We start from the raw sequence: 25,374 nt of genomic DNA, 5'->3' as shown, positions 1-25,374 counted from the left end.
ATGAAAAATTTAAAAAACATAACATTTACTTTACTAGTCTCAATCTTCACATTGACACTTGCAAACGCACAATGCACATCGGATACGAATTTCAGAAAACCCGTTTCGGAAACGATTCAAAAAATAGGAACCATTTTTAATGTTGCCATAAATGACGACCGTGGTTTACTGAAAGGAAAAGAACTCGATTATGCCGATTGGAGAATCGAACCCGGAAATCTCGCTGTTTCATTGACCAATATTCTGGCGCCGTTCGAATTGATGTATTTTAAACAGCCCGACGGAACCTACATCATCAGAAAATATGAAAACCATAAAGTTTCGGTCGATAAAGGCAAAGAACGTTTAAATTATTTAACCACTTTGTATTCCAATACAACAGAATGGGAAGCCAGAAAAAAGGAAATCAAAGCCTGTATGATCACGTCTTTTGGTTTGGACAAAGCTCCGCTAATGCCCAAATCAAAACCAATTTTAACTCCGAAAAGAATTTATAAAGATTACAGCGTTGAAAATATTGGATTGGAAATTCTTCCCGGAGTTTATGCAACGGGTTCGATTTATAAACCGTATCCTTTAAATAAAAAAGCCCCAATTATCTTGACGCCAGACGGACATTTTGGCGACGGAAGATATAGAAAAGATGAGCAATACCGTTGTGCCATAATGGCCAAAATGGGAGCAATCGTAGTGAGTTACGATTTATTTGCCTGGGGAGAATCCTTATTGCAATTCCCGGAAGAAACACATAGAAACAGCATCGCATCAACCGTTCAGGTGTTGAGCGGAATCCGATTGTTGGATTATCTGGCCACCATCAAAAATGCCGATGTTACAAGAGTTGGCGTTACCGGAGGTTCTGGTGGCGGTTCGCACACGATGTTTTTGGCAGCTTTGGACGACAGGATTAAGGTTTCTGCTCCTGTTGTTATGGTGTCTTCGCATTTTTCGGGAGGATGTCCGTGCGAGAGTGGTCGCGGAATTCACCTTTGCGGAAACGGAACCAATAATGCTGAAATCTCGGCAATGATGGCACCAAAACCACAACTAATAGTTTCTGACGGAAAAGACTGGACACTGGCGGTTCCCGAATTGGAATTCCCTTTTATCCAACGCACTTATGAAATGTACGGCAAAAAGGATTTGGTCGAAAATGCCCATTTTGCGAATGAAGGACACGATTTCGGGGTTTCAAAACGTATGGCGTTGTATCCGTTTATGGCGAAATATTTAGGTTTGGATTTGAAGAAAGTGCAAAATGATAAAGGCGAAATTGACGAATCAACTTGTGTGATTGAACCTTACGATAAGTTATACGTTTTTGGCAATAAAGTTGAAAATCTGCCGAAAAATGCATTGAAAGATATCAATAAATTATATGAAATGTTTGGAGAAAAAAATCTGAAAGTTTACGAGGTTAAAAAATAGCCACGAATTCACGAATTATTTTTTTCTGCCACAGATTAAAATGATTCTCACAGATTAAAAAATCTTAAAAATCTGCGTGAAAAAAAAATACTCTCGCAGATTTAGTAGATTATTGAGGTAAAAAATGAATTTGTGCTAATTTGTGCAATTTGTGGTTAAAAAAATAACTCGGGTCTTTACCAAAAAAAAATAAAATATGAAGTTAAAAAGTAAAATTACGGCAATCTGTTTCGGACTTGTTTCATTCGCCACAACTGCGCAAACCACAACTGAGTTAAAACTTTGGTATGACAAACCGGCTGCCATTTGGAACGAAGCTTTGCCTTTGGGAAATGGCCGTTTGGGTGTTATGGTTTTTGGAGATCCATCCGTGGAACGTTTGCAATTAAACGAGGAAACGATTTGGGCGGGTTCGCCAAACACGAATGCTCACACAAAGTCAATCGAAGCTTTGCCAAAAGTACGACAGCTGGTTTTCGAAGGTAAATTTGACGAAGCACAGGCTTTGGCAACACAGGATATTATGTCGCAAACCAATGACGGAATGCCGTACCAAACTTTTGGGAGTGCCTATATTTCGTTTCCGGGACATCAAAAATATACCAATTATTACCGTGATTTGAATATTGGCAATGCTACGGCAAAAGTAAAATACACCGTAAATGGAGTAGAATTTACCAGAGAAATATTGAGCTCGTTTTCAGATCAGGTGATTGTGGTAAAACTTTCTGCGAGTCAGCCAGGGCAAATTACCTGCAATGTTTTTATGAACAGTCCGATTGACAAAACGGTTCCTTCGACTGAAGGCAATCAAATTATTCTTTCGGGAATTGGGACTAATTTCGAAGGCGTAAAAGGGAAAGTGGAATTTCAGGGAAGAATTGAAGCCAAAAATAAAGGAGGCGAAGTTTCGGCAAGCAACGGAATTCTTAGCATCAACAAAGCCGATGAGGTAACGCTTTACATTTCGATAGCCACTAATTTTAAAAATTATCAAGATATTACCGAAGACGAAGTAGCGAAAAGCAAATTGTATTTGGAACAAGCCATTACAAAGGATTTCGAAACCATAAAAAAAGCGCACGTAGCTTATTACCAAAAATTCTTCAACAGGGTTTCATTCGATTTAGGAAAAAATGATTTGGTTTCAAAACCAACGAACGAAAGAATTCGGGATTTCTCCAAACAATTTGATCCGCAACTGGCGAGTTTGTACTTCCAATTTGGACGTTATTTGCTGATTTCGTGTTCACAGCCTGGAGGTCAACCAGCCAATCTGCAAGGAATTTGGAATGATATGATAACGCCTCCTTGGGACAGTAAATACACGACAAACATCAATGCCGAGATGAATTATTGGCCGGCTGAGGTGACCAATCTTTCGGAAATGCACGAGCCTTTTATCCAAATGGCAAAAGAATTGAGCGTTACGGGAGCAGCAACTGCCAAGATGATGTACAATGCCAATGGTTGGGTCTTGCACCACAACACCGATATTTGGCGTACAACTGCCCCAGTCGATTCTGCTGCTTCGGGAATGTGGCCTACGGGTGGCGCTTGGATTAGCCAGGATTTATGGGAAAGATATTTGTACACTGGAGATAAAAATTACCTAAAAGAAATTTATCCAATTATGAAAGGCGCTGCCGATTTCTTTCTGGATTTTATGATTATGGATCCAAACACAGGTTATTTGGTGGTGGTTCCATCCGTTTCTCCTGAAAATGTACACGCTGGCAGCAAAGGAAAATCAACCATTGCTTCGGGAACCACGATGGATAATCAATTGGTTTTTGATTTGTTTACCCACGTTATCGAAGCCTCAAAATTGGTTGCTCCTGATGCAGATTATGCCAAAAAAGTAAATGCAGCTTTGGCCAAAATGGCTCCAATGAAAATCGGAAAACACAGCCAATTGCAGGAATGGCAAGAAGATTGGGACAACCCTGAAGATATTCACCGACACATTTCGCATTTGTACGGATTGTTTCCAAGCAACCAAATTTCGCCTTTCAAAACTCCGGAATTGATAGAAGCCGCCAAAACCACTTTGAAGCAAAGAGGCGATGAATCGACGGGATGGTCGATGGGTTGGAAAGTGAATTATTGGGCAAGATTGTTGGACGGAAATCACGCTTACAAATTGTTGCAAGACCAAATGCATTTGGTTACTGCCGAACAAAAAAAGGGTGGTGGAACCTATCCAAATATGCTCGATGCACACCAACCGTTTCAGATTGACGGGAACTTTGGTTGCACCGCCGGAATCGCCGAAATGTTGATGCAAAGTTATGACGATGCGATTCAATTATTGCCAGCTTTGCCAAGCGTTTGGGCAGCTGGAAGCATCAAAGGGTTAGTAACAAGAGGTGGTTTTGTAATTGATATGACTTGGAAAAACAATAAAGTTTCAACTTTAAAAATTTATTCAAAAATTGGAGGAAACTGCCGATTGCGATTGGAGAATACTTTGACAGCCGAGAAAGGAATCCAACTTAAAAAAGCAAAAGGCAAAAACCCAAATCCATTGTTTTATGACGTGACTATCAAGAAACCAATCATTTCGGAAAAAGCGGTTATCAAAACAGTAAAATTACCAAAATACAACGAATACGATGTGGAAATGAAAGCAGGGCAAACCTATTCTTTTTCAGTAAATTAACGAAAAATAAAACTTAACTTAGTAGTATGTTTCCATACATCAAATACAAGATTATAGCATTGGCAATTGTCGTTTCTGCTTTGAGCATTAATTGCAAGTCAACATCGTCGTCATCCAAAAAAGGAACGGCCGTTATTTTGAAAGCCAATAATTTCAAACATTATGTGGATTATTTCAACACGATGGAAGACGAGAATCTGAAATTTGCGATTCCGAATGACAGTGCGTGGAGGTGGATGGAAAAGAATGTTCCGTTGTTTGAATGTCCACAGCAGAATTTTGAGGAGATTTATTATTATCGTTGGTGGACGGCTCGAAAACACATCAAGAAAACGCCTCTTGGTTTCGGAATTACAGAGTTTTTAGTGGATCGTTCGTATGCCGATAAATACAATTTGATTGCTTGTGCGGTGGGACATCATATCAATGAATTTCGTTGGGTGCACGATCCGCAGTATATTGAGCAGGATGTCAAAATTTGGTACCGTGGCAATGAAGGAAAACCGATGAACAAGTTGTATAAATTCAGCAGTTGGACGGCTGATGCGTTGTACAATCGGTATTTGGTGAATAAGGATGAAAAATTCTTGTTGGATATGTACCCGGATATGGTGACGGATTATGCGGTTTGGGAAAAAGACCGCCAGCGCAAAGATGGTTTGTTTTGGCAACACGATGTAAAAGACGGAATGGAAGAATCGTTGAGTGGCGGGCGAAAAGTACAAAATGCAAGACCGACGATTAACAGTTATATGTATGGAAATGCTGTGGCGATTTCGAAAATGGCATCGATGAAAGGCGACAAAGAAGTGGAGGCTAAATTTAAAGCCAAAGCCGAAGTTTTGCAACAATTGGTGGAAACCAAATTATGGAATCCTAAAAGTGAATTCTTTGAAACGTTCACTGAAAAAGATACTTTGGCACAGGTTAGAGAAGCAATTGGATTTATTCCGTGGTATTTTAATCTGCCACAAAAAGGCAAAGGTTTTGAAAAAGCCTGGGAACAGATTAAGGATGATAAAGGGTTTTCGGCACCTTTTGGTTTGACAACAGCCGAGCGCAGAAGTCCGCGTTTTAGAACCCACGGAACCGGAACCTGCGAATGGGACGGAGCGATTTGGCCTTTTGCGAGTTCACAGACATTGACGGCTTTGGCCAATGTTCTGAATAATTACAATCAGACTTTCGTTGCCAAAACCGATTATTTCAAGCAAATGGATTTGTATGTGCAATCACAATATTACCGAGGAAAGCCATACATTGGAGAATATCTGGATGAAACAACAGGGTATTGGCTGATGGGCGACAAGGAAAGAAGCCGTTATTACAATCACTCGACTTTTAACGATTTAATAATTACGGGATTGGTTGGTTTACGCCCGAGAGCAGATGAAAAGATTGAGGTGAATCCGTTGATTCCACAGGAAAAATGGGATTGGTTTTGTCTGGATAATGTTTTGTATCACGGCAATATCATCACGATTCTTTGGGATAAAACAGGAGAGAAATACCATAAAGGAAAAGGTTTCAGAATCTTTAAAAATGGAAAACAAATTGCAGTTTCAGAAAAATTGGAGAAATTAGTGGGGGAATAAAACTAAAAAAGATGAAGATTAGCTATAAAATTATATCAGTATTTTTTATTTTCAGTTGTGTGTTTTGTTACGCACAGACTGTTAATATCAATCAATTTAGCACCTTGATAAAATCAAATCATAACATATCTTTAATCAATCCGGTATGGAATGAAGGGTGTTTAATGACTTATGATGCTGGTCAGGTAAATGCTAATGGAGGAGCTTTTTCGCTAAATTTTATCAATCAAAGTGGAGCACCAGGTTATAAAGGATATCCAAACGGTTCGATTGGTGCTTTCAAAGGAGGAGGTAATTATAGTCAAGGAATTAAAGCTGCTTGCGGATTGCCAATTCAAATTAAAGATTTGAATTATGATTTAAGAATGAAGTGGAAGGTTTCGCAACTCAATGCAACTGATCCAGACGATAAGTGGTGGGCGAGTATCAATGTAATATTCGATTCGACTGCCCCAAATTTGGAACCCATTGGCGACGATAGAGATTATGATTTAGTTATTGAACTCAATAGATACGAGCAAGAAGATTTTGTAGATGTTCCTAGTGCTACAAATCAAGTTTATTGGTATTATGCTAGAAATACAGATAAAACTTTGAAGACTTTGGATTTCAATTACAACGGAATAATTTATAGCTGGGTAGTTCGATATAAATTTGTCAACTATCCTGTTGGACATTCCAATTATGCCGACAATAATAAGGTTCACGTAAAGTTTACACCTTTGTTCAATTCAAATGTTGCACCATTTTTAGATCATTCATTAAAGAAATTTATTGATACTTCAGTTGACTATTTGCAAAATGTAAATTTAACCAATTCTGAACGTGCTTTGGCTCAAGAAAAAGTAGGTAATTCAAATTTGTATATCAAAAACATCAATGCAGGATACGAGGTTTATACAGGAACTTTTACCATTGCCAATGATTATTTTTATACCGTTTTAGACTCAAATCCGCCTGCTAGTCCAGCAAATTTAGTAGTCACAACGTTATCAAATCAAGTTAGTTTAGATTGGAATGATAATCTAGATTCCGATTTTAATTCGTATAAAATTTTTAGAGCAACAAACGGAGGGGCTTATTCTGTAATTGCAACAAATGTTAATGTTAGTAATTATTTAGATGCAACGACCACAACAGGGAATAACTATTCTTATTATGTGGTTGCTGACGACAGATCTTATAATGTGTCAAATCCTTCAAACAGTCAAAATATTACTTTGAATACTAAAAAATTTGAAAAGGAAGTCAATTTGGTTGTTTATCCAAATCCAACTGAAAATACTTTTACTATTGAGACAAATTTTGAAATAAAAAAGGTAGAATTATTTTCGACGGATGGAAAATTAGTCTCTTTTTCAATAAAAGACAATACATATGATGTCTCTAAAATAAATAAAGGAATTTATTTTTTAAAAATACAATTGAAAGATACTGAAATTGTTAAAAAATTGATTGTCAAATAATAAAACTTATGAAAAAAACATTTTTATACACCTTCATCCTCATTGCATCGCTAAGTTTTTCTTTGGCGCAAGCCCAAAAAAATGGTGTAAGCAATTTGCAAACCGAAATGCTGGACAATCCAGAAGGAATTGATGTTTTGCAACCAAGATTAAGTTGGCAAATTAATGCAGAAGGAAACGATGTAAAACAAACAGCCTATCAAATTATGGTGGCTTCAACATTGGAAAACCTGAATGCCAACAAAGCGGATTTATGGGATAGTGGAAAAGTAACTAGTAACGAATCGGTCAATATTATTTACAATGGAAAAAAATTGGGAGACCGACAAAATGCGTTTTGGAAAGTAACCGTTTTTACCAATAAAGGCGAAATAAAATCGGCTACAACTGCCCATTTTAGCATAGGAATTTTAACTTATGCCGACTGGAAATCGACACGCTGGATTGGCTATGAAAAATTGTCGAAAGATGATAGCGTTTCCCAGTATTCGAGATTGTCAGCCCGTTATTTGCGAAAAGAAATTGATTTGAAAAAACAAGTTAAAAGTGCCAAGGTCTATATTATGGGTATGGGCTTGTATGAGTTGTACATCAACGGAAATAAAATTGGAGACCAGGTTTTGGCACCTGTTCCAACAGATTATACCAAAAACGTAAAATACAATGTTTTTGATGTGACTGCCCAATTGAAAGAAGGCAAAAATATGTTGGGAACGATTTTAGGAAACGGACGATTTTTTGCAATGCGTCAGGATTATAAACCGTATAAAATTAAGTCGTTTGGAATGCCAAAAATGGCTTTGCAGTTATTCGTGGAATATACCGATGGAAGCAATGAAGTTATTCGAACCGATGATAGTTGGAAACTAACCACCGATGGACCGATTTTGTCCAACAACGAATACGACGGTGAAGAATACGATGCCCGCAAGGAAATGAAAGGTTGGAACACCACCAATTTTGATGATAAATCTTGGGTAAATGCTCGTTATGTGCAAGAACCGGGCGGTTTTTTTGAAGCCCAAATGTCGCCGAATATGAAAATTATGGGCGAAGTAAAACCAATTTCGATTAAAGCAACTGCCAAAGAAACTTACATTTTGGATATGGGCCAGAATATGGTGGGCTGGTTGCAATTGAAAGTTAAAGGGAAAAGCGGCGACCAAATAACGATGAAATTTGCCGAGTCTTTGCAAAAAGATGGTTCGTTATACATTGCCAATTTGCGTGATGCCAAAACGACTGATGTTTATACATTGAAAGGCGAAGGCGAAGAAATCTGGGAACCCCGTTTTATATTTCACGGTTTCCGATTTGTAGAAATTTCAGGTTTTCTGACCAAGCCAACCTTGGACAATTTCGTTGGAAAAGTGGTGTATGACGATATCAAAACCACCGGAACTTTCGAATCTTCGGATGCCACGATGAACCAGATTTTTAAAAATGCGTGGTGGGGAATCAGCGGAAATTACAAAGGAATGCCAATTGATTGTCCGCAACGTAACGAGCGTCAGCCTTGGTTAGGCGATAGAACAACGGGTGCTTATGGCGAAAGTTTTTTATTCGATAACCAAACCTTGTATGCCAAATGGCTCGATGATATTAAATATTCCCAAACACAAGATGGAGGATTACCCGATGTAGCACCGGCTTTTTGGCGTTATTATGGCGATAATGTGACTTGGCCGGGAACGTATATTACCGTTGCCGATATGTTGTACACGCAATTTTCCGACAAAGAAGTAATTAAAAAGCAGTATCCAACTATGAAAAAATGGATGGTGTATATGGAAGAAAATTACCTGCGAAATGATTTGATGGACAAGGACAAATACGGTGATTGGTGTGTTCCGCCAGAATCGCTGGAATTGATTCGTTCCAAAGATCCTGCTCGAATGACAGATGGTGAAGTTTTGTCAAGTGCTTTTTATTATCAATTGTTGGGGATAATGAAAAAGTTTGCAACTATTGCAAATGAGGAAAATGATATTGCGCATTATGATGATTTGGCGGTAAGAATTAAAAAAGCATTCAATGCCAAATATTTGAATACTTCGACCAATAGCTACGCCAATAATACGGTAACCGCAAACGTCTTGCCTTTGGCTTTCGGGATGGTTCCTGAAAATGTAAAAGAGAAAGTATTCCAAAATATGGTTCACGAAATTGAAGTGACCAAACAAGGGCATATCAGCACGGGAGTTATTGGAACGCAATTTTTGATGCGTACTTTGACCAATTTTGGTAGAGGTGATTTGGCTTTTAAATTGGCTTCCAACAAAACCTATCCAAGTTGGGGTTATATGGTCGAAAATGGGGCTACCACTATTTGGGAATTGTGGAATGGAAATACCGCCGATCCTACGATGAATTCGCAAAATCACGTAATGCTTTTGGGTGATTTGATGATTTGGTACTACGAAAATATGGCGGGAATCAAGAGCAATCCAGAAAAACCGGGCTTTGAACAAATCATTATGAAACCAGATTTCAATGCCGGATTGACTTTTGTAAATGCTTCCTACGAGTCCATTCACGGTTTGATAAAAAGCGATTGGAAGAAAGGTAAAAGTAATTTAGTTTGGAAAATTACCATTCCAGCAAACACCACAGCACTCGTTTATTTGCCAACAACAAATGCTTCGGACGTGAAAGTGAATAATGTAAAAGTATCCAAATCGTATCAAATCGAAAACAACAAAGTGGTTCTTGAATTGCCTTCGGGGACTTATGAAATTAATGCAAATAATATAAAATAATGAAAACGTTACAAATCTCGGTTGTCCTTTTAACCATACTACTTTTAGGAAGTTGCAAATCGGCAGTTGAAAACAAAATAGCTTTAAAAGACAAAACTTGGAAAGAAGGAATTGTGTCCGAAGAATTTATATTTGAGACCGCTCCTTATCCATCTTGTCACGCAGCAACTATTGCCGAAACGACCAATGGCGATTTAATAGCTTCTTGGTTTGGTGGTACCAACGAAAGAGATCCTGATGTTGGGATTTGGGTAAGCAAACGCAAAAACGGAAAATGGACAGAAGGAATTGAAGTTGCCAATGGAATTATGAAAGAAGGACCAAGATTACCTACTTGGAATCCTGTTTTGTACCAAATTCCAAAAGGAGATTTGTTGCTTTTTTATAAAATTGGTCCAAGTCCATCAACTTGGTGGGGAATGTTATTGCGCTCTTCTGATGGAGGTGAAACTTGGTCGAAACCCGAAAAATTGCCGAATGACTTTTTGGGTCCTATCAAAAACAAGCCTGTTTTGTTGGCCAATGGTACTTTGTTGAGTCCTTCAAGCATCGAAGGAAAAGGAGGTTGGCATTTGCGTATGGAATCGACTCCCGATTTTGGAAAAACTTGGATTATGGGCGATACTATCGGTAAAAAACAAGATACAATTAACGCTATTAGTGCCATCCAACCGAGTATTCTTTTTCATAAAAAAGGCAAAATACAAGCCATTGGACGAACACGAAACCGACATTTGTTTAGCACTTTTTCGAATGATAATGGGAAAACTTGGTCGGCTTTAGAACTTTTGAATCTGCCAAACAACAATTCAGGAACCGATGCGGTAACAATGAAAAACGGGGAACACGCTTTGATTTACAACCACGTTTTGCCTTATGGAGATGACCCAAAAGGGGTTAGAACGCCACTAAATATTGCCGTTTCAAAAGACGGTATTAATTGGAATGCTTCCTTGGTTTTGGAAGATTCAAGAATTGGTCAGTATTCTTATCCAGCCATAATTCAAGGCTCTGACGGGATGTTGCATTGTGTTTATACTTGGAGAAGACAACGCATTAAATATGTGAAAATCGATCCGTCAAAATTAGTTTCATTTCCTATAGTGAATGGAGTTTGGCCGGGGCCAACAAAAAAAATATACCAAGTTGCAGTTTGTGATTGGATGATTCTAAAAAGACAAAAATTAGGTGCTTTCGAATTGGCCAAAACCATTAATTCTGACGGAATCGAATTGGATATGGGCGGGTTGGGAAATAGAGAAACTTTCGATAGTAAATTAGGCGATCCTGTTGAAAGGCAAAAGTTTTTGGACAAATCGAAAGAAACTGGAGTTGAAATTAGTTCTATTGCAATGTCTGGTTTTTATGCCCAATCTTTCGCAGAGCGAGAAACGGTAGAGAAAATGGTGAACGATTGTATCGAAACGATGAAAAATACGAATGTTCAAATTGCTTATTTGCCATTAGGAACACAATGCGATTTAGCCAAACATCCTGAATTGCGTCCCAAGGTTATCGAAAGATTAAGATGGGCTGGCGAACAAGTCAACAAAATAGGAGGTGTTATTGCTGTAGAAACGTCATTGGATGCTGCAGGAGACAAAAAATTATTGGAAGAAATTGGCAATAGAAACATCAAAATTTCATTCAATTTTGCCAATGCTGTTGATAACGGAAGAGATATTTCAAAAGAGTTAAAAACATTGGGAAGGGACAATATTGCCCAAATTCACGCTTCGACTACAGATGGTGTTTGGTTGCAAAACAACAAAGCAGTGAATTTGCCGGAAATCAAAAAAACTTTAGACAAAATGCAATGGGGTGGCTGGTTGATTATCGAACGTTCCAGAGATGTAAATCAAGTTCACGATGTGAAAGCGAATTATGGTGCCAATGTGGAATATTTAAAAAGCATTTTCAAGAATTAAAAATATTTAACCACAGATTTAAAGGTTAAAAGCATTTTTTAAATCTGTGGAAATCTGTGGAAATCTGTGGAAATCTGTGTAATCTGTGGCGAAAAAATCAAGATTATAATTTGTGCTAATTTGTGCAATTTGTGGTCAAAAAATAACAATACAAATGAAATATTTAAGTTTACTTTTTTTATGTTTTTACGTGTCTGTTTCATCAGCGCAAAACATCACCATTGTTCGTGATGCCAATGCACCTAGAGCAACCTTCGGAGCTGAAAAATTATCAGAAATAGCAACTACCAAAGGATTCAAGGTAGTTTTTACGGATAAAGTTCCTAAAAAATCAAAAGACAAAGTAATCGTCATTGGTGAAAAAGGAACCGACTTTTGGAAACAAAATTCAAAAAACGCTAAAATCGATGACAGCCAATTAACCAAAAAGGAAGGTTTTCAAATTTGTACGCAGAAAAACATCATTTACATTGAAGGAACCGATGCAACGGGAGCTTTGTATGGCACAATGGAATTAGTTGATCGCATCAAGACCTCTGGCGAAATTCCCTCAGAAATCAATATCGACGACAGTCCGGAAATGGTGTTGAGAGGTGCCTGTATCGGAATGCAAAAACCGGTTTATCTTCCCGGAAGAGACGTTTACGAATATCCATACACTCCCGAAACTTTTCCTTGGTTTTACGACAAAAAATTGTGGACAAAGTACTTGGATATGATGGTGGATAATAGAATGAATTCCTTGTATTTGTGGAACGGACATCCTTTTGCCTCCTTGGTGAAATTAAAAGACTATCCGTTTGCAATGGAAGTCAGCGAAGAGGATTTCAAGAAAAATGAAGAAATCTATAAATACCTTACCGTAGAAGCCAACAAACGAGGAATTTGGGTAATTCAAATGTTTTACAATATCATCGTTTCCAAGCCTTTTGCGGAGCATTACAACATCAAAACCCAAGATCGTTCGCGTCCAATTACGCCTTTGCTTTCCGATTATACTCGAAAATCAATCGCGGCTTTTATCGAAAAATACCCCAATGTGGGATTGTTGGTTTGTTTGGGAGAAGCCATCAACACAGTTGATGATGACGTGGAATGGTTTACAAAAACCATTATTCCGGGAGTGCAGGACGGATTGAAAGCATTGGGAAGAACAGACGAACCGCCAATTATTTTGCGTTCCCACGATACCGATGCGCCTTTGGTAATGGAAAAATCGCTTCCGTTGTATAAAAACTTGTACACGGAGAGCAAATACACGGGAGAATCTTTGACAACTTATGCACCTGGTGGCCCTTGGGGAGAAACGCACAGACAACTAAGTGCTTTAAAATCCATTCACATCGAAAACGTGCATATTTTGGCAAACTTGGAGCCTTTCCGATATGGTTCGCCAGATTTTATCCAAAAAACCGTTCAGGCAATGCACAATATTCACGGTGCCAATGCGCTGCATTTGTATCCGCAGGCATCGTATTGGGATTGGCCCTATTCGGCTGATAAAACGAAAACGGGTGAGCGATTGTTAGAAATGGATCGCGATTGGATTTGGTACAAAGCCTGGTCGAGATATGCTTGGGACAGTAAAAGAGACCGAAAGGAAGAGGTTAAATTCTGGGACAAAGATTTGGCTGCAAAATACGGAACCGATGATGAAGCCGGAAACAATATTTTGAAAGCTTATGAAGAAGCCGGAGAAATAGCCCCAAAAACATTAAGACAATTTGGAATTACCGAAGGAAATCGCCAAACATTACTGTTGGGAATGTTCGAAAGTCAATTGGTAAACCCGGCAAAATGGCGTGTCTATCCTGGATTCCACGAATCTTGTGGACCAATTACTGAATTGCTTTTGGATTATGCCAAAAAAGAATGGAATCACAAAGCACACGCTGGAGAAACACCGCCTCAAATCATAAGCGAAATTACCCAACACGGAAAATTAGCCGTTGAAGCCATTGACAAAGCCGAAGCAAGCGTAACCAAGGACAAAGAAGAATTTTTGCGCCTTAAAAACGATATGCACGCTTACAAAGCCTTCGCCGATTTCTTTTCGGAGAAAGTAAAAGCCGCGATGTTGGTCTTGCGTTACAGCTATTCCAACGACATTTCCGATTTGGATCAAGCCTTGCCACATCTTGAAAAAAGTCTGGAGCATTACCAATTATTGGTCAATTTGACCAAAGATAGTTATTGGTATGCCAACAGTATGCAAACTGCACAACGTAGAATCCCGATTGGCGGAGACGATGGAAACAACAAGACCTGGGCAGAATTGTTACCGCATTACGAAAGAGAAATGGCCAATTTCAAACGAAATTTGGCTTTATTGAAATTGTCGAAAGATGGGAAAATTGCAACCAAGGAAGGCAAACCTTGGCAAACCGCCGAAGTCACTTTATTGAGCGAGAGTAAAGGAACTTATGCTGTAAAAAACGGAACTCAAGTTTATGGAACTCCAATCTCGGAACTGGTAAAAATAGCTCCTGAATTGCAAAATCTAAAAGGAATTACTTTCGATGAAACCGCTCAAAATGAAAATGGAACTCACCTGAAATTCAAAAATACCAAAGCCGTAAAATTGGTTGTGGGTTATTTCAATTCCGACCAAAAAAGATTCTTGTTGCCACCAAGTTTGGAGACAGACGCGGCCGGAAATGCCTACGGTCAAGCCGAAGTGATTTTGGCAAGCGCGATGAATTTGAAAGAATTACCAAGGGTAAATATTCACACGTACACCTTTCAACCCGGCGAAAATAAACTGGATTTAGGCAAAGGGAAAGTATTGATTTTAGGATTTATTGATGCGAACCAAACCATTACAACTCGCGATGTCGGTTATATTGATGCTGGCGAAAAAGGGGCTATCGATTGGTTATTTTATTAAAATGAAGAAATTAATTTACATATTATTTTTTATAACTGCTTTTTCTTGGTCACAAACCCAAGGAAAAGCAGCATCCTTTCGTAAAGAAGTCTCGTTGAACTCCTCTTGGGAAACCATTGTTTTGGAGAATAATTCGCAACAAGAAGAAGTCTTTGTGCAAAATCCAAAAGTGGATGCTCAATGGCAAAAAGTTAACGTACCGCACAATTGGGATCAATATTATGGTTTCCGAAGAACCAAACACGGCAATTTACACGGTACTGCTTGGTATCACAAAACTTTGCAACTGGATAAATCAGATTCGGGGAAAAGGCTTTTCCTTTATTTTGAGGGTGTTAGTTCCTATGCCACGGTTTGGGTTAACGGCAAAAAAGTAGGCGAACACAAAGGCGGAAGAACAACTTTTACAGCCGATATTACAAATGCCGTTTCTTTCGAAAAAGCAAATGATATAATCGTTAAAGCATCGCATCCAGCATTCATTGCTGACTTGCCTTGGGTTTGTGGCGGTTGTTCCGGCGAATGGGGATTTTCCGAAGGCTCTCAGCCAATGGGGATTTTCAGACCCGTGACTTTAGTCGTTACCGATGAAGTTAGAATACAACCTTTCGGCGTTCACATTTGGAATGACAAAACCACTTCCATAGAGAAAGCGATTCTGAATGTTACCACCGAAATCAAAAATTACGGAAATGCTATCAGAAACCTAACAATCGAAAATACCCTTTTAGATGAAAACGGAAAAAAAGTTGTTAGCGTAAAAAAGGATGTCAAAAACACTTCAGGAGAAACTAAAGAAATTGCACAGACACTTCCCGAAATTGCAAATCCAAAATTATGGTCGCCTGCCCATCCGTATTTGTATCAATTGGTCACCACGATTTCTGAAAACGGGAAAAAAATTGACGAATTAAAAACGCCTTACGGGATTCGTTGGGTTTCTTGGCCAGTTAGTCGTGACGGAAAAGACAATCGTTTTTTTATCAATGACGAGCCTTTGTTCATCAACGGAACCTGCGAATACGAACATTTAATTGGGAACAGCCATTCGTTTTCAAAAGAACAAATTCATTCGAGAATCGAGCAAATAAAAGCAGGCGGTTTCAATGCTTTTCGCGAAGCGCACCAACCCCATAATTTGGAATACCAAAAAGAATTGGATGAAAACGGAATCCTGTTTTGGAGTCAGTTTTCGGCGCACATTTGGTACGACACACCCGAATTCAAGGAGAACTTCAAAACCTTGTTGAGAGAATGGATTAAGGAACGCCGAAACAATGCCTCAGTCGTGATGTGGGGATTGCAAAACGAAAGCACCATTCCGAAGGAATTTGCAGAAGAATGTACCCAAATCATTCGCGAAATGGATCCAATGTCCGCTTCGCAACGCATCGTTACGACCTGCAACGGAGGAGAAGGAACCGACTGGAATGTCGTGCAAAACTGGTCGGGAACCTACGGTGGTGATCCGTTCAATTACGATGTCGAAATGAGCAAGCAATTGCTAAACGGGGAATACGGCGCCTGGCGTTCACACGACCTTCACACAGAAGGGGAATTTGACCAAAAAGGAGCTTTGAGCGAGAATCGTTTTTCGCAATTAATGGAAATCAAAGTCCGCGAAGCTGAATCGGTAAAAGATAAAATCGCAGGGCAATTCAATTGGATTTTTGCCTCTCACGAAAATCCGGGACGTACCCAAAACGGTGAAGGTTTCCGAGATATCGACAAGGTTGGACCCGTGAATTACAAAGGACTTTTCAGCATTTGGGGCGAACCTTTGGACGCCTATTATATGTACCGCGCCAATTATGTTTCGAACAAAACCAACCCGATGGTGTATATCGTTTCGCACACTTGGCCGAATCGCTGGGATGCACCGGGAATCAAAAACGGCATCGATGTGTATTCCAATTGTGATGAAGTGGAACTGTTCAATGACGTGAATAAATCATCGCTCGGGAAATTAAAAAATCCGGGTTTGGGACAACATTTTCAATGGAATAATGTCAATATCCAATACAATGTTTTGTATGCGGTGGGTTATGTTAACGGTAAAGCGGTTGCCAAAGATTATATCGTATTGAACAGTTTGCCAAAAGCACCTAATTTTAAAGCATTGGAAACCCAAAAAGAAACGTTGCTGCAACCTCAAAAAGGCTATAATTATATTTATAGAGTAAATTGTGGTGGTGCAGCTATTACAGATTCGTTATGGAATACTTGGGATGCAGATGTTCATAAAAGTGGAAAAAATACTTGGGGTTCTTTGTCGTGGACGGATAATTTCAAACAATTGCCTGATTTTTATGCGAGTCAAAGAAGAACATTCGACCTAATTGCTGGCACAAACGAACAAGAATTATTTCAAAGTTTTAGATACGGAGTTGATAAATTGCGTTACGAATTCTCTGCACCGGACGGCGAATATTTGGTCGAATTGTATTTCACGGAACCTTGGTACGGAACCGGTGGAGGACTGGATTGCAAAGGCTGGCGTTTGTTTGACGTAGCCATCAATGGCAATGTGGTGTTGAAAGATTTGGATATTTGGAGTGAAGTCGGACACGATGCTGCTTTAAAGAAAACCTTCATAGTTAAAAGCGTAAACGGAAAAATCGTTATTTCATTTCCAAATGTAAAAGCAGGCGAAGCCATAATTTCGGCAATTGCCATTGCGACTAAAAATAAAAACGTTCAACCAGCAAAAGAATCGGCGAGAAATATTCAAAATTTTGTCAGAGATTCTTATGATAAAACAGCTAATGGAGTAAGCTCTTGGCTGGATATCAATTCTAAACAATATTCAGATTCGGAGGTTGTTTTTACCCAATTGCCTTCTGAAGTTTTTGGAGCTGATTATTTGAAATTATCCAATCGTTCTAAAGTTTCTGGTTCATTCACAACCAAAGAGGATTCTGAAATTTATCAATTTAGCACATCCAAAGATTCTATTTCGGGTTACAAAAAAATGGATGAAACAGCGAAAAACTCAGATAGAGTAGAATTTTCGGTTTTCCATAAAAAAGTAAAAAAAGGAGAAAAAGTGCCTTTTGAAAACAATACCATCGCTGTTGTTCCAACCTACGATATGGGCGAAAAAGACGATTCACGACCGGTTGTGCTTTTGGAAGCAGAAACTGCCAAAACCACCGGAACCGGAATCGAAAAAGGCAATTTCAAAAAAGCCGATTACATCGAATTCAAGGAAAAAACAAAAAACAGCATCCAGTTTGAGGTGAAACCGGGCGTTGCAGGAATCTATCTGATGCGCTTCCGTTTTATGAACAAAAACGAAACGCCTGTAAAAGTCAAATTCAAAATGGAAGATGCCTACGGAATCCTGATGCGAAATGACAACATCGAATTTCCTTCGGCAACAGAAAAATGGAAAGTGTTGAATACGACTTCCGGCGGTTACATCAACGCAGGAACGTACAAAATCACGATAGAATCAGACGATATAAAAGGATTGTTGTTGGATTCTTTTGAGTTTCAGTAGAAGTTTTCATTCCAGTTGCAACAGGGTATGAAGCCGAAAAGCATAGATTGTTTTAAATTGCCTCCAGCTTTAGCTGGAGGGGAAATGAATGAGTTTCAAATAGGCTTTAGCCAAAAAGAATTTTGTTTTGGCTAAAGCCCCATTTCCGATTATGCTAGTAATCCCCCAGCTAAAGCTGGAGGCAATTTAATGATTTGAAAATAGATTTGTATATATGTTAGTTGTATTCAATTTTTCAAAAATGAAATGTTAAAAATATAAAATACTACAAAAAAGGATTGGTTAGATTAATTTAAAAATTAAGTCAAAATGAAAGGAGAAAAAAATAAAAAACATCATTTTATACCTCAATGTTACTTGAGATATTTTTCTAATAATCGTAAATCTATCAATATTTATAGCAAGAAAAGGAATAGAAGTAGTCCCATTCAAGCAATTTCAAAAACAGCTTGTGAAGACTATTTTTACAGAATACCTGAAAAGTTTATAGCAAACCTAGATAACCAAATTTTTCATCCAAATTTCTTTGAAAAAGAATTTTTTGACGATAACATTGAGAAATTACTTGGGCCAATATTAAAAACTATAGATTGTGCCGTAGAAAATTGGAAAACTAATAAGATAGAAAACGAAGTGCTTCAAAAGTCTGATAAAGAAGTGTTTGCAGGATTGATTGCTGTTCAATATTTAAGACTTCCGAATATTAGAGATCTGAACTGGTCTTTTTATACAAAAAGTAATAATGAGCGATTGGATATAGTAAAGTCAATTTTGAGTGCTGAATTCCCTGAGAATAAAAGTTTTATGGAAACTATTAATTTAGAAATTGATGAAGAATATAAATTAGTTCTTCACGCTAAAACTTTTGCGAACGAAAATTTAATATACAAATTACAAGATTGTATTCTAGATAAAATTTGGATTTTTTATGTAAGTAATGAAGATGATTTTTATACTTCTGATAATCCTATTATCTTAAAACCGCATATAGGAGAACAATCTTCTTTTTACGATGAGGGTGTTGAGATAATTTTTCCAATAAGTAGCTCCGTTTTATTAACTCTTTGGGATAAGAAGCATTTTGAAGACAAAATTTTTCAGGATAATAAATTTAATATAATAAATAGTAAATCAAAGAATGAGTATAATTGCTATCAATATTTATTTGCAAATGATGAAGTTTATTCTAAAAATGATAATTTTAAATTAATTGAACTCTTAAAATATGTAAATGGAGGGAATGAAAAATTTATAAAAAAACCTACTGTTTTAGTTAATGGGAAATAAAAAATCAGCAAAGATTGTCTTATTAGATTCAAAAATTATGAAGTCATATAAAAACATTTTACAAAAAATAGGAATTGTATTGGTATTACTGCTTTCGACGGCCTGTTTCGCCCAAGCCAAAAAAGCCAGAATTGTTGAAGATTTCAATAAAAACTGGAACTTCAAACTAGGAGATTATCCAAAGGCTATCAATGCGAATTTCAGCACTGCCGATTGGAGAGCATTGCAATTGCCTCACGATTGGAGTATCGAAGGGGCATTCAATAAAGACAATCCAACCAAACAGGCTCAGGGATTTTTGCCGGCAGGAAAAGGCTGGTATCGCAAAATTTTTACCGTTCCCGCGAATTGGAAAAACAAAGCCGTTTCGGTTGAATTTGACGGTGTTTTCAAGAACAGCGAAGTTTTTATTAATGGACATTCGTTGGGAATCCGCCCGAACGGATATATTTCATTTAGTTACGAATTGTCACAATATTTGCATTTTGGAAAACAGAATATCATCGCGGTAAAAGTCGATAACGATGCGCAACCCAATTCTAGATGGTACACCGGTTCGGGAATTTACAGAAACGTGCGATTGGTTGCTTCGGAGAAATTGCACGTGGCAAAATGGGGAACTTATGTAACCGCGCCCGAAGTTTCGGCAGCAAAAGCAACTGTTCGTTTAGAGGTTAGCATTGACAATGAAAACGCTTCCGCAAAAGAATTCAAACTCGTGACTTCTATCCTCAATGCAGACAATGTTGAGGTTGCGAATACCACTTCAACAGAAAAAATAGGAGCCAAAACTTCAGCAAAAAAGATTCACAACTTAACGGTAAACCAACCAAAATTGTGGGATACCGAAAACCCGAATCTGTACAAAGTGGTGACCAAAATTTATGAAAACTCGAAATTAATCGACAATTACGAAACTCCGCTTGGTTTTAGATATTTTAATTTTGATAGCGAAAAAGGATTTTCATTAAACGGAAAACCAACCAAAATATTAGGGGTTTGCCTGCATCACGACAACGGTGCTTTGGGAGCGGTAGAAAATATTCACGCCGTTCGAAGAAAACTGAAGTTGCTGAAAGAAATGGGTTGCAACGCCATTCGAATGTCGCATAATCCGCATTCGCTGGAAATGATGCAACTGTGCGACGAAATGGGTTTTATTGTTCAGGACGAAGCTTTTGATGTTTGGAAAAAGAAAAAAGTAACCAACGATTACCACAAAGATTGGGATGCGTGGCACAAACAGGATTTGGAAGATTTTATTAAACGTGACCGCAACCATCCATCGGTAATAATGTGGAGTATCGGTAACGAAATCCGTGAGCAATTCGACAGTACCGGAATCGCGATTACGAGAGAATTGGCCAAAATCGTAAAATCGCTGGACACGACCCGCCCGGTAACTTCGGCTTTGACAGAGAATGTAATCGAGAAAAATTTCATTTACCAGTCGGGTGCTTTGGATTTGTTGGGATTCAATTACAAACACGAAGACTACAAAGATTTTCCGGAACGTTTCAAAGGACAAAAAATACTGGCATCCGAAAGTGTTTCGGCTTTGGAAACACGTGGACACTATGATTTTCCGGATGGCATTAAAGCGTGGCCGACCAAGTATGGCGCTTCATTTGACGGAAACAAAGATTGGACAGTTTCGGCTTACGATCAGGTGAAGTCTTATTGGGGTGCAACGCACGAAGAAAACTGGAAAACCATCAAAAAGCAGGATTTTATGGCGGGGACTTTTATCTGGACAGGCTTTGATTACATTGGCGAACCCGATCCATATCCGTATCCGGCAAGAAGTTCTTATTTCGGGATTATCGATTTGGCGGGACTTCCAAAAGATGTCTATTATATGTACCAAAGCGAATGGACGACCAAACCGGTTTTGCATATTTTCCCGCATTGGAACTGGACCGCAGGACAAGAAGTTGATGTTTGGGCGTATTACAACAATGCCGATGAGGTAGAATTGTTTCTCAACGGAGAATCGTTGGGCAAAAAAGCCAAACAAAACGACGATTTGCATATTTCTTGGAGAGTGAAATTCGAACCAGGAACACTGAAAGCCATTTCTAGAAAAGATGGAAAAGTGGTTTTGGAAAAAGAAATTCACACTGCTGGAACTGCTTCTAAAATCGATTTGAAAGCCGATAAAAATACCATCAAAAATGATACTTACGATTTAGTTTACGTAACAGTTTCTGTTGTAGATAAAGACGGGAACCTTTCTCCAAACGCCAATGACCTAATCCAATTTGAAGTCACAGGAGGTGGAAAATTAGTGGGTGTTGACAACGGTTATCAGGCAGGTTTGGATTCGTTTAAAGCGAATTCCTGCAAAGTCTATAACGGAAAATGCATCGCCATCATCCAGTCGAACGGAAAGAAACAAAACATTCAGTTAAAAGCAAGTACTGGGAATAGAATTGCGCCATCAACGATTGATGTAAAAGTGGAATAAGTGTTTTAGAAAATAATTGTATTGAGAACTCTGCTAGTGATAGTGGAGTTTTTTTGTGGAGTTATGTTTGTCCCGATGGTTATCCTGAGGTTGTCAATTATATCTTTTCTTCCTAAAGAAGGAAATGATAAGGATACTATTTCAGTTGTAGTATTTTGTTGCAGCTCTTTTTTGCTTTATCACAATAGATGTTTTAGTTACAATCAGTTTTTTTTTCTTTTTTAATAAAAAAATTAACTATAATTTTCGTTTGCTTTACATTTTTGTTGTTATATTTGAAAATCGAAAACAAACGAAAGGTTGTTTTTGGTTTAAACAAACTCTTTATAGAAAATTAATATGCTTCCTCAACAGAGAAAAGACAAAATACTGGAACTTTTGGCCGAAGATGGTTCTGCCAAAGTAATCAACCTGGCCAAGCTGTTCAAGGTGACCGAAGTGACCATCAGGCAGGATTTGGAAAAATTGGAAAAAGAAGGTTTGCTCTTGCGAGAACACGGTGGCGCTTATCTGAAAAATATCGAAGATCAAGTGCGCAGTTTTTCGCTTTCGAATCAAGAGAATTTGGATAAAAAAGAAACTATCGCCGATAAATGTCTCGAATATATCGAAAGTGGCGACAGTATTATACTGGATTCCGGTTCGACCACGACGGAAATTGCCAAGAAACTAAAAGGATTCAAAAACCTGACGGTAATTACCAATGCGTTGAACATCGCCTTGATGCTAGGTACTGAACCCGGCATTGAATTGATTGTAACAGGCGGTGAATTCAAACCACCCACTTTATCCTTGACAGGTCAAAAAGCAGCCGATTTTTTCAAGGGATTGAATGTCAACAAACTTTTTTTGGCCACGGCAGGATTGTCCCTTAAAGCTGGTTTGACTTATCCAAGCATCAGCGACATCGTGGTGAAAAAAGCGATGATTGATGCGGCAGAAACCACTTTTTTAGTCGCCGATTCTACCAAAATTGGCAAAAGTTCCTTGGCCAGTCTTGGTGCCTTGTCACTCATTGATTACGTGATTACCGATTCTGGAATCAAAGAACGAGACAAACAAGTGTTCAAAGACAACGAAATAGAAATAATAGTAGCAAAATAAAACGACAACACACAATTACCTACAAATAAAAATTTACAAAAATGAAACAGAAAGCAAGCATAGGAATCATTATAGGGAACAGGGATTTTTTTCCGGATAAATTAGTGGCAGAAGCCCGGTTGGACGTTATCGAACAATTCGAAAAACTGAAACTGAACTACGTAATTCTTGGAGAAGAAGATACCAAATTAGGCGGAGTGGAAACCTTCAAAGATGCCCAAAAATGTGCCAATTTATTCAAGAAACACGCCGACGAAATTAACGGAGTATTGGTAATTCTTCCGAATTTCGGTGACGAACGCGGTGTAGCCGAAACCTTGAAACTAGCCGATTTGAATGTACCGGTTTTGATTCAAGCTTATCCAGATGAATTGACCAAATTGGACGTTGCCCGAAGAAGAGATTCTTGGTGTGGCAAAATTTCGGTTTGCAACAATTTGTACCAATTTGGAATAAAATATACGCTTACCGATAATCACGTTTTGCATCCAAAAGACCCGGCTTTTGCCAAAGAACTAACCGATTTCGTGGCGGTTTGTCGCGTGGTGAGAGGTTTGCGAAAAGTAAGAATCGGAGCCGTTGGCGCCAGACCGGGCGGATTCAATACCGTAAGATATAGCGAGAAAATATTGCAACGCAACGGGATTTCGGTAACCACCGTGGATTTATCCGAAATCTTGGGCAACGCCAACAAATTAACCAAAGACCATCCCGAAGTAAAAGAACATTTAGACAAAATTTTGGCGTATGCTCCAAAAGGAAAAACGCCAGACGAAGCAATGATTCAAATTGCCAAATTGGACGTGGTCTTGAAACACTTTATGGACGACAATTTCTTGGATGCCACGGCCATTCAATGTTGGACTTCCTTGCAACAAAATTACGGTTGCAACGTGTGTACCAGTATGAGTATGATGAGCGAAAATATGCTGCCAAGTGCTTGTGAGGTTGACGTTACGGGAACTTTGACAATGTATGCAATGCAATTAGCTTCGGGTTCGCCGAGTGCTTTGGTGGATTGGAACAACAACTACGCCGATGATGATGAAAAATGCGTGCTTTTCCACTGCGGTAACTGGGCAAAATCATTCTTGCCGGACATTCAAATCAGCAACGCACCTATTTTAGGAACAACGGTTGGAGTGGAAAATACGTATGGCGCATTGGACGGTCGCACGCCAGCTTCGCCATTGACTTATGGAAGAATCAGCACCGACGATCCGAAAGGGGTCATCAAAGTATATTTGGGTGAAGGCGAATTGACCGATGATCCATTGAATACTTTTGGAAACAGGGCCGTTGCTCAAATCGATGGCTTGCAAGACTTGATGCAATATGTGTGCAAAAACGGTTTCGAGCATCACGTGGTGATGAATGCTTCCAAAACGGCAGCCATCCTTGAGGAAGCGCTTGGAAATTATATGGGTTGGGAAGTTTACAACCATTCAAAATCAAAATAAACGATTATGAATCAAAATTTATTGATAGAAAAATCGAACCAATACCGCCAAAAAATATTGAAATATATTGTCGGGGCAAATGCCGGACATACCGGCGGAAGCCTTTCCAGTATTGACATCATCAATGTTTTGTACAATGAAGTTCTCAATGTGAGTCCGGAAACTTTTGCTTCTCCAGACAGAGACCGTTACATTCAAAGTAAAGGTCATTGCGTGGAAGCCCTTTTTGTGGTTTTGGCAGATGTTGGATTTTTTCCGGAGGACGATTTGAATTCTTTATGTAAATACAAATCCCATTATATCGGGCATCCAACCCGCAAAATAAAAGGTGTCGAACAAAACACGGGAGCTTTGGGACACGGTTTGCCACTTGCCGTGGGAACAGCGATTGCCGCAAAATTGGACGACAAAGACTATCGCGTTTTTACCTTGTTGGGTGATGGCGAATTGCCCGAAGGTTCGAATTGGGAAGCCGCTTTGACGGGAGCGCATTACAAACTCGACAATTTATGCGCCATCATCGACAAAAACACCTTGCAAATTTCAGGTCCAACGGCTGATGTGTGCAATACGGATCCTGTTGATACCAAGTTCGAAAGTTTTGGTTGGGCAGTGAAACACGTAAACGGGAATGATGTAAAAGCACTGCAAGAAGCCTTCGCCAGTCTTCCATTCGAAAAAGGGAAACCCAATTTGATTATTGCCCACACGGTCAAAGGCAAAGGCGTGAGTTTTATGGAAAATCAATTGAACTGGCATCACGGCGTTCCCAACAAGGAACAATATGCACAAGCTATTGAAGAATTAACGGCAGCAGCAAACAAGTAGA

The 25,374-nt window shown here is 38.8% G+C and carries 13 protein-coding genes; all 13 read left to right on the top strand.

All coding sequences use genetic code 11. From position 1 onward, the window contains the following. The 13 genes from C3L50_RS09830 (at position 1) to C3L50_RS09770 (ending at position 25,373) form a co-directional block, all read left to right on the top strand. The gene (locus tag C3L50_RS09830) at positions 1-1,428 is read left to right on the top strand and encodes an alpha/beta hydrolase family protein (RefSeq protein ID WP_103806010.1); all 1,428 of its coding nucleotides are present in this window, start codon (positions 1-3) and stop codon (positions 1,426-1,428) included. A gap of 196 nt (positions 1,429-1,624) precedes the next feature. After that, positions 1,625-4,090 carry a glycoside hydrolase family 95 protein gene (locus tag C3L50_RS09825; RefSeq protein WP_103806009.1) on the top strand — a complete coding sequence of 822 codons (2,466 nt, stop codon included), beginning with the start codon at positions 1,625-1,627 and terminating at the stop codon, positions 4,088-4,090. A gap of 26 nt (positions 4,091-4,116) precedes the next feature. Then, positions 4,117-5,685, top strand: a complete 1,569-nt coding sequence (locus C3L50_RS09820) for an MGH1-like glycoside hydrolase domain-containing protein (RefSeq protein WP_103806008.1) — start codon at positions 4,117-4,119, stop codon at positions 5,683-5,685. A gap of 104 nt (positions 5,686-5,789) precedes the next feature. Continuing rightward, a complete protein-coding gene (locus C3L50_RS09815) occupies positions 5,790-7,151 on the top strand; it encodes a T9SS type A sorting domain-containing protein (RefSeq protein ID WP_165783998.1) in 1,362 nt (453 codons plus the stop codon). Positions 7,152-7,159: 8 nt separating this feature from the next. Further along, positions 7,160-9,910 (top strand): glycoside hydrolase family 78 protein, encoded by a 2,751-nt coding sequence (locus C3L50_RS09810; RefSeq protein WP_103806006.1) that lies wholly within the window; start codon positions 7,160-7,162, stop codon positions 9,908-9,910. Continuing rightward, on the top strand, positions 9,910-11,838 hold the full coding sequence (locus C3L50_RS16485) for an exo-alpha-sialidase (protein ID WP_243400362.1): 1,929 nt from the start codon (positions 9,910-9,912) through the stop codon (positions 11,836-11,838). Before C3L50_RS09810 ends, C3L50_RS16485 begins: the two co-directional genes overlap by 1 nt. 154 nt (positions 11,839-11,992) lie before the next feature. Continuing rightward, positions 11,993-14,725 (top strand): alpha-d-galacturonidase, encoded by a 2,733-nt coding sequence (locus C3L50_RS09800; RefSeq protein ID WP_103806005.1) that lies wholly within the window; start codon positions 11,993-11,995, stop codon positions 14,723-14,725. 1 nt (position 14,726) lies between these two features. Next, entirely contained in the window at positions 14,727-18,227 is a 3,501-nt protein-coding gene (locus C3L50_RS09795; protein WP_103806004.1) for a malectin domain-containing carbohydrate-binding protein, read from the top strand. Between the two features lie 309 nt (positions 18,228-18,536). Continuing rightward, positions 18,537-19,514 (top strand): DUF4238 domain-containing protein, encoded by a 978-nt coding sequence (locus tag C3L50_RS09790; RefSeq protein ID WP_103806003.1) that lies wholly within the window; start codon positions 18,537-18,539, stop codon positions 19,512-19,514. 37 nt (positions 19,515-19,551) lie between these two features. Next, positions 19,552-21,981 (top strand): sugar-binding domain-containing protein, encoded by a 2,430-nt coding sequence (locus C3L50_RS09785; RefSeq protein ID WP_103806200.1) that lies wholly within the window; start codon positions 19,552-19,554, stop codon positions 21,979-21,981. Between the two features lie 339 nt (positions 21,982-22,320). After that, on the top strand, positions 22,321-23,085 hold the full coding sequence (locus tag C3L50_RS09780; RefSeq protein ID WP_103806002.1) for a DeoR/GlpR family DNA-binding transcription regulator: 765 nt from the start codon (positions 22,321-22,323) through the stop codon (positions 23,083-23,085). Between the two features lie 41 nt (positions 23,086-23,126). Then, the gene (locus C3L50_RS09775; protein ID WP_103806001.1) at positions 23,127-24,545 is read left to right on the top strand and encodes an L-fucose/L-arabinose isomerase family protein; all 1,419 of its coding nucleotides are present in this window, start codon (positions 23,127-23,129) and stop codon (positions 24,543-24,545) included. Positions 24,546-24,551: 6 nt separating this feature from the next. Further along, entirely contained in the window at positions 24,552-25,373 is an 822-nt protein-coding gene (locus C3L50_RS09770; RefSeq protein WP_103806000.1) for a transketolase, read from the top strand. Position 25,374 lies beyond the last annotated feature (1 nt).

Source organism: Flavobacterium alvei, from assembly GCF_002920895.1.
GTDB classification, from domain to species: domain Bacteria; phylum Bacteroidota; class Bacteroidia; order Flavobacteriales; family Flavobacteriaceae; genus Flavobacterium; species Flavobacterium alvei.
The sequence above is the reverse complement of the archived record's forward strand: the minus strand, read 5'-3'. Positions and strand labels throughout refer to the sequence as shown.

Excerpts from the sequence above, each read along its gene's own strand:
- C3L50_RS09830 (WP_103806010.1), top strand. The coding sequence starts at position 1 with ATGAAAAATTTAAAAAACATAACATTTACTTTACTAGTCTCAATCTTC.
- C3L50_RS09825 (WP_103806009.1), top strand. The coding sequence starts at position 1,625 with ATGAAGTTAAAAAGTAAAATTACGGCAATCTGTTTCGGACTTGTTTCA.
- C3L50_RS09820 (WP_103806008.1), top strand. The coding sequence starts at position 4,117 with ATGTTTCCATACATCAAATACAAGATTATAGCATTGGCAATTGTCGTT.
- C3L50_RS09810 (WP_103806006.1), top strand. The coding sequence starts at position 7,160 with ATGAAAAAAACATTTTTATACACCTTCATCCTCATTGCATCGCTAAGT.
- C3L50_RS16485 (WP_243400362.1), top strand. The coding sequence starts at position 9,910 with ATGAAAACGTTACAAATCTCGGTTGTCCTTTTAACCATACTACTTTTA.
- C3L50_RS09800 (WP_103806005.1), top strand. The coding sequence starts at position 11,993 with ATGAAATATTTAAGTTTACTTTTTTTATGTTTTTACGTGTCTGTTTCA.
- C3L50_RS09795 (WP_103806004.1), top strand. The coding sequence starts at position 14,727 with ATGAAGAAATTAATTTACATATTATTTTTTATAACTGCTTTTTCTTGG.
- C3L50_RS09790 (WP_103806003.1), top strand. The coding sequence starts at position 18,537 with ATGAAAGGAGAAAAAAATAAAAAACATCATTTTATACCTCAATGTTAC.
- C3L50_RS09785 (WP_103806200.1), top strand. The coding sequence starts at position 19,552 with ATGAAGTCATATAAAAACATTTTACAAAAAATAGGAATTGTATTGGTA.
- C3L50_RS09780 (WP_103806002.1), top strand. The coding sequence starts at position 22,321 with ATGCTTCCTCAACAGAGAAAAGACAAAATACTGGAACTTTTGGCCGAA.
- C3L50_RS09775 (WP_103806001.1), top strand. The coding sequence starts at position 23,127 with ATGAAACAGAAAGCAAGCATAGGAATCATTATAGGGAACAGGGATTTT.
- C3L50_RS09770 (WP_103806000.1), top strand. The coding sequence starts at position 24,552 with ATGAATCAAAATTTATTGATAGAAAAATCGAACCAATACCGCCAAAAA.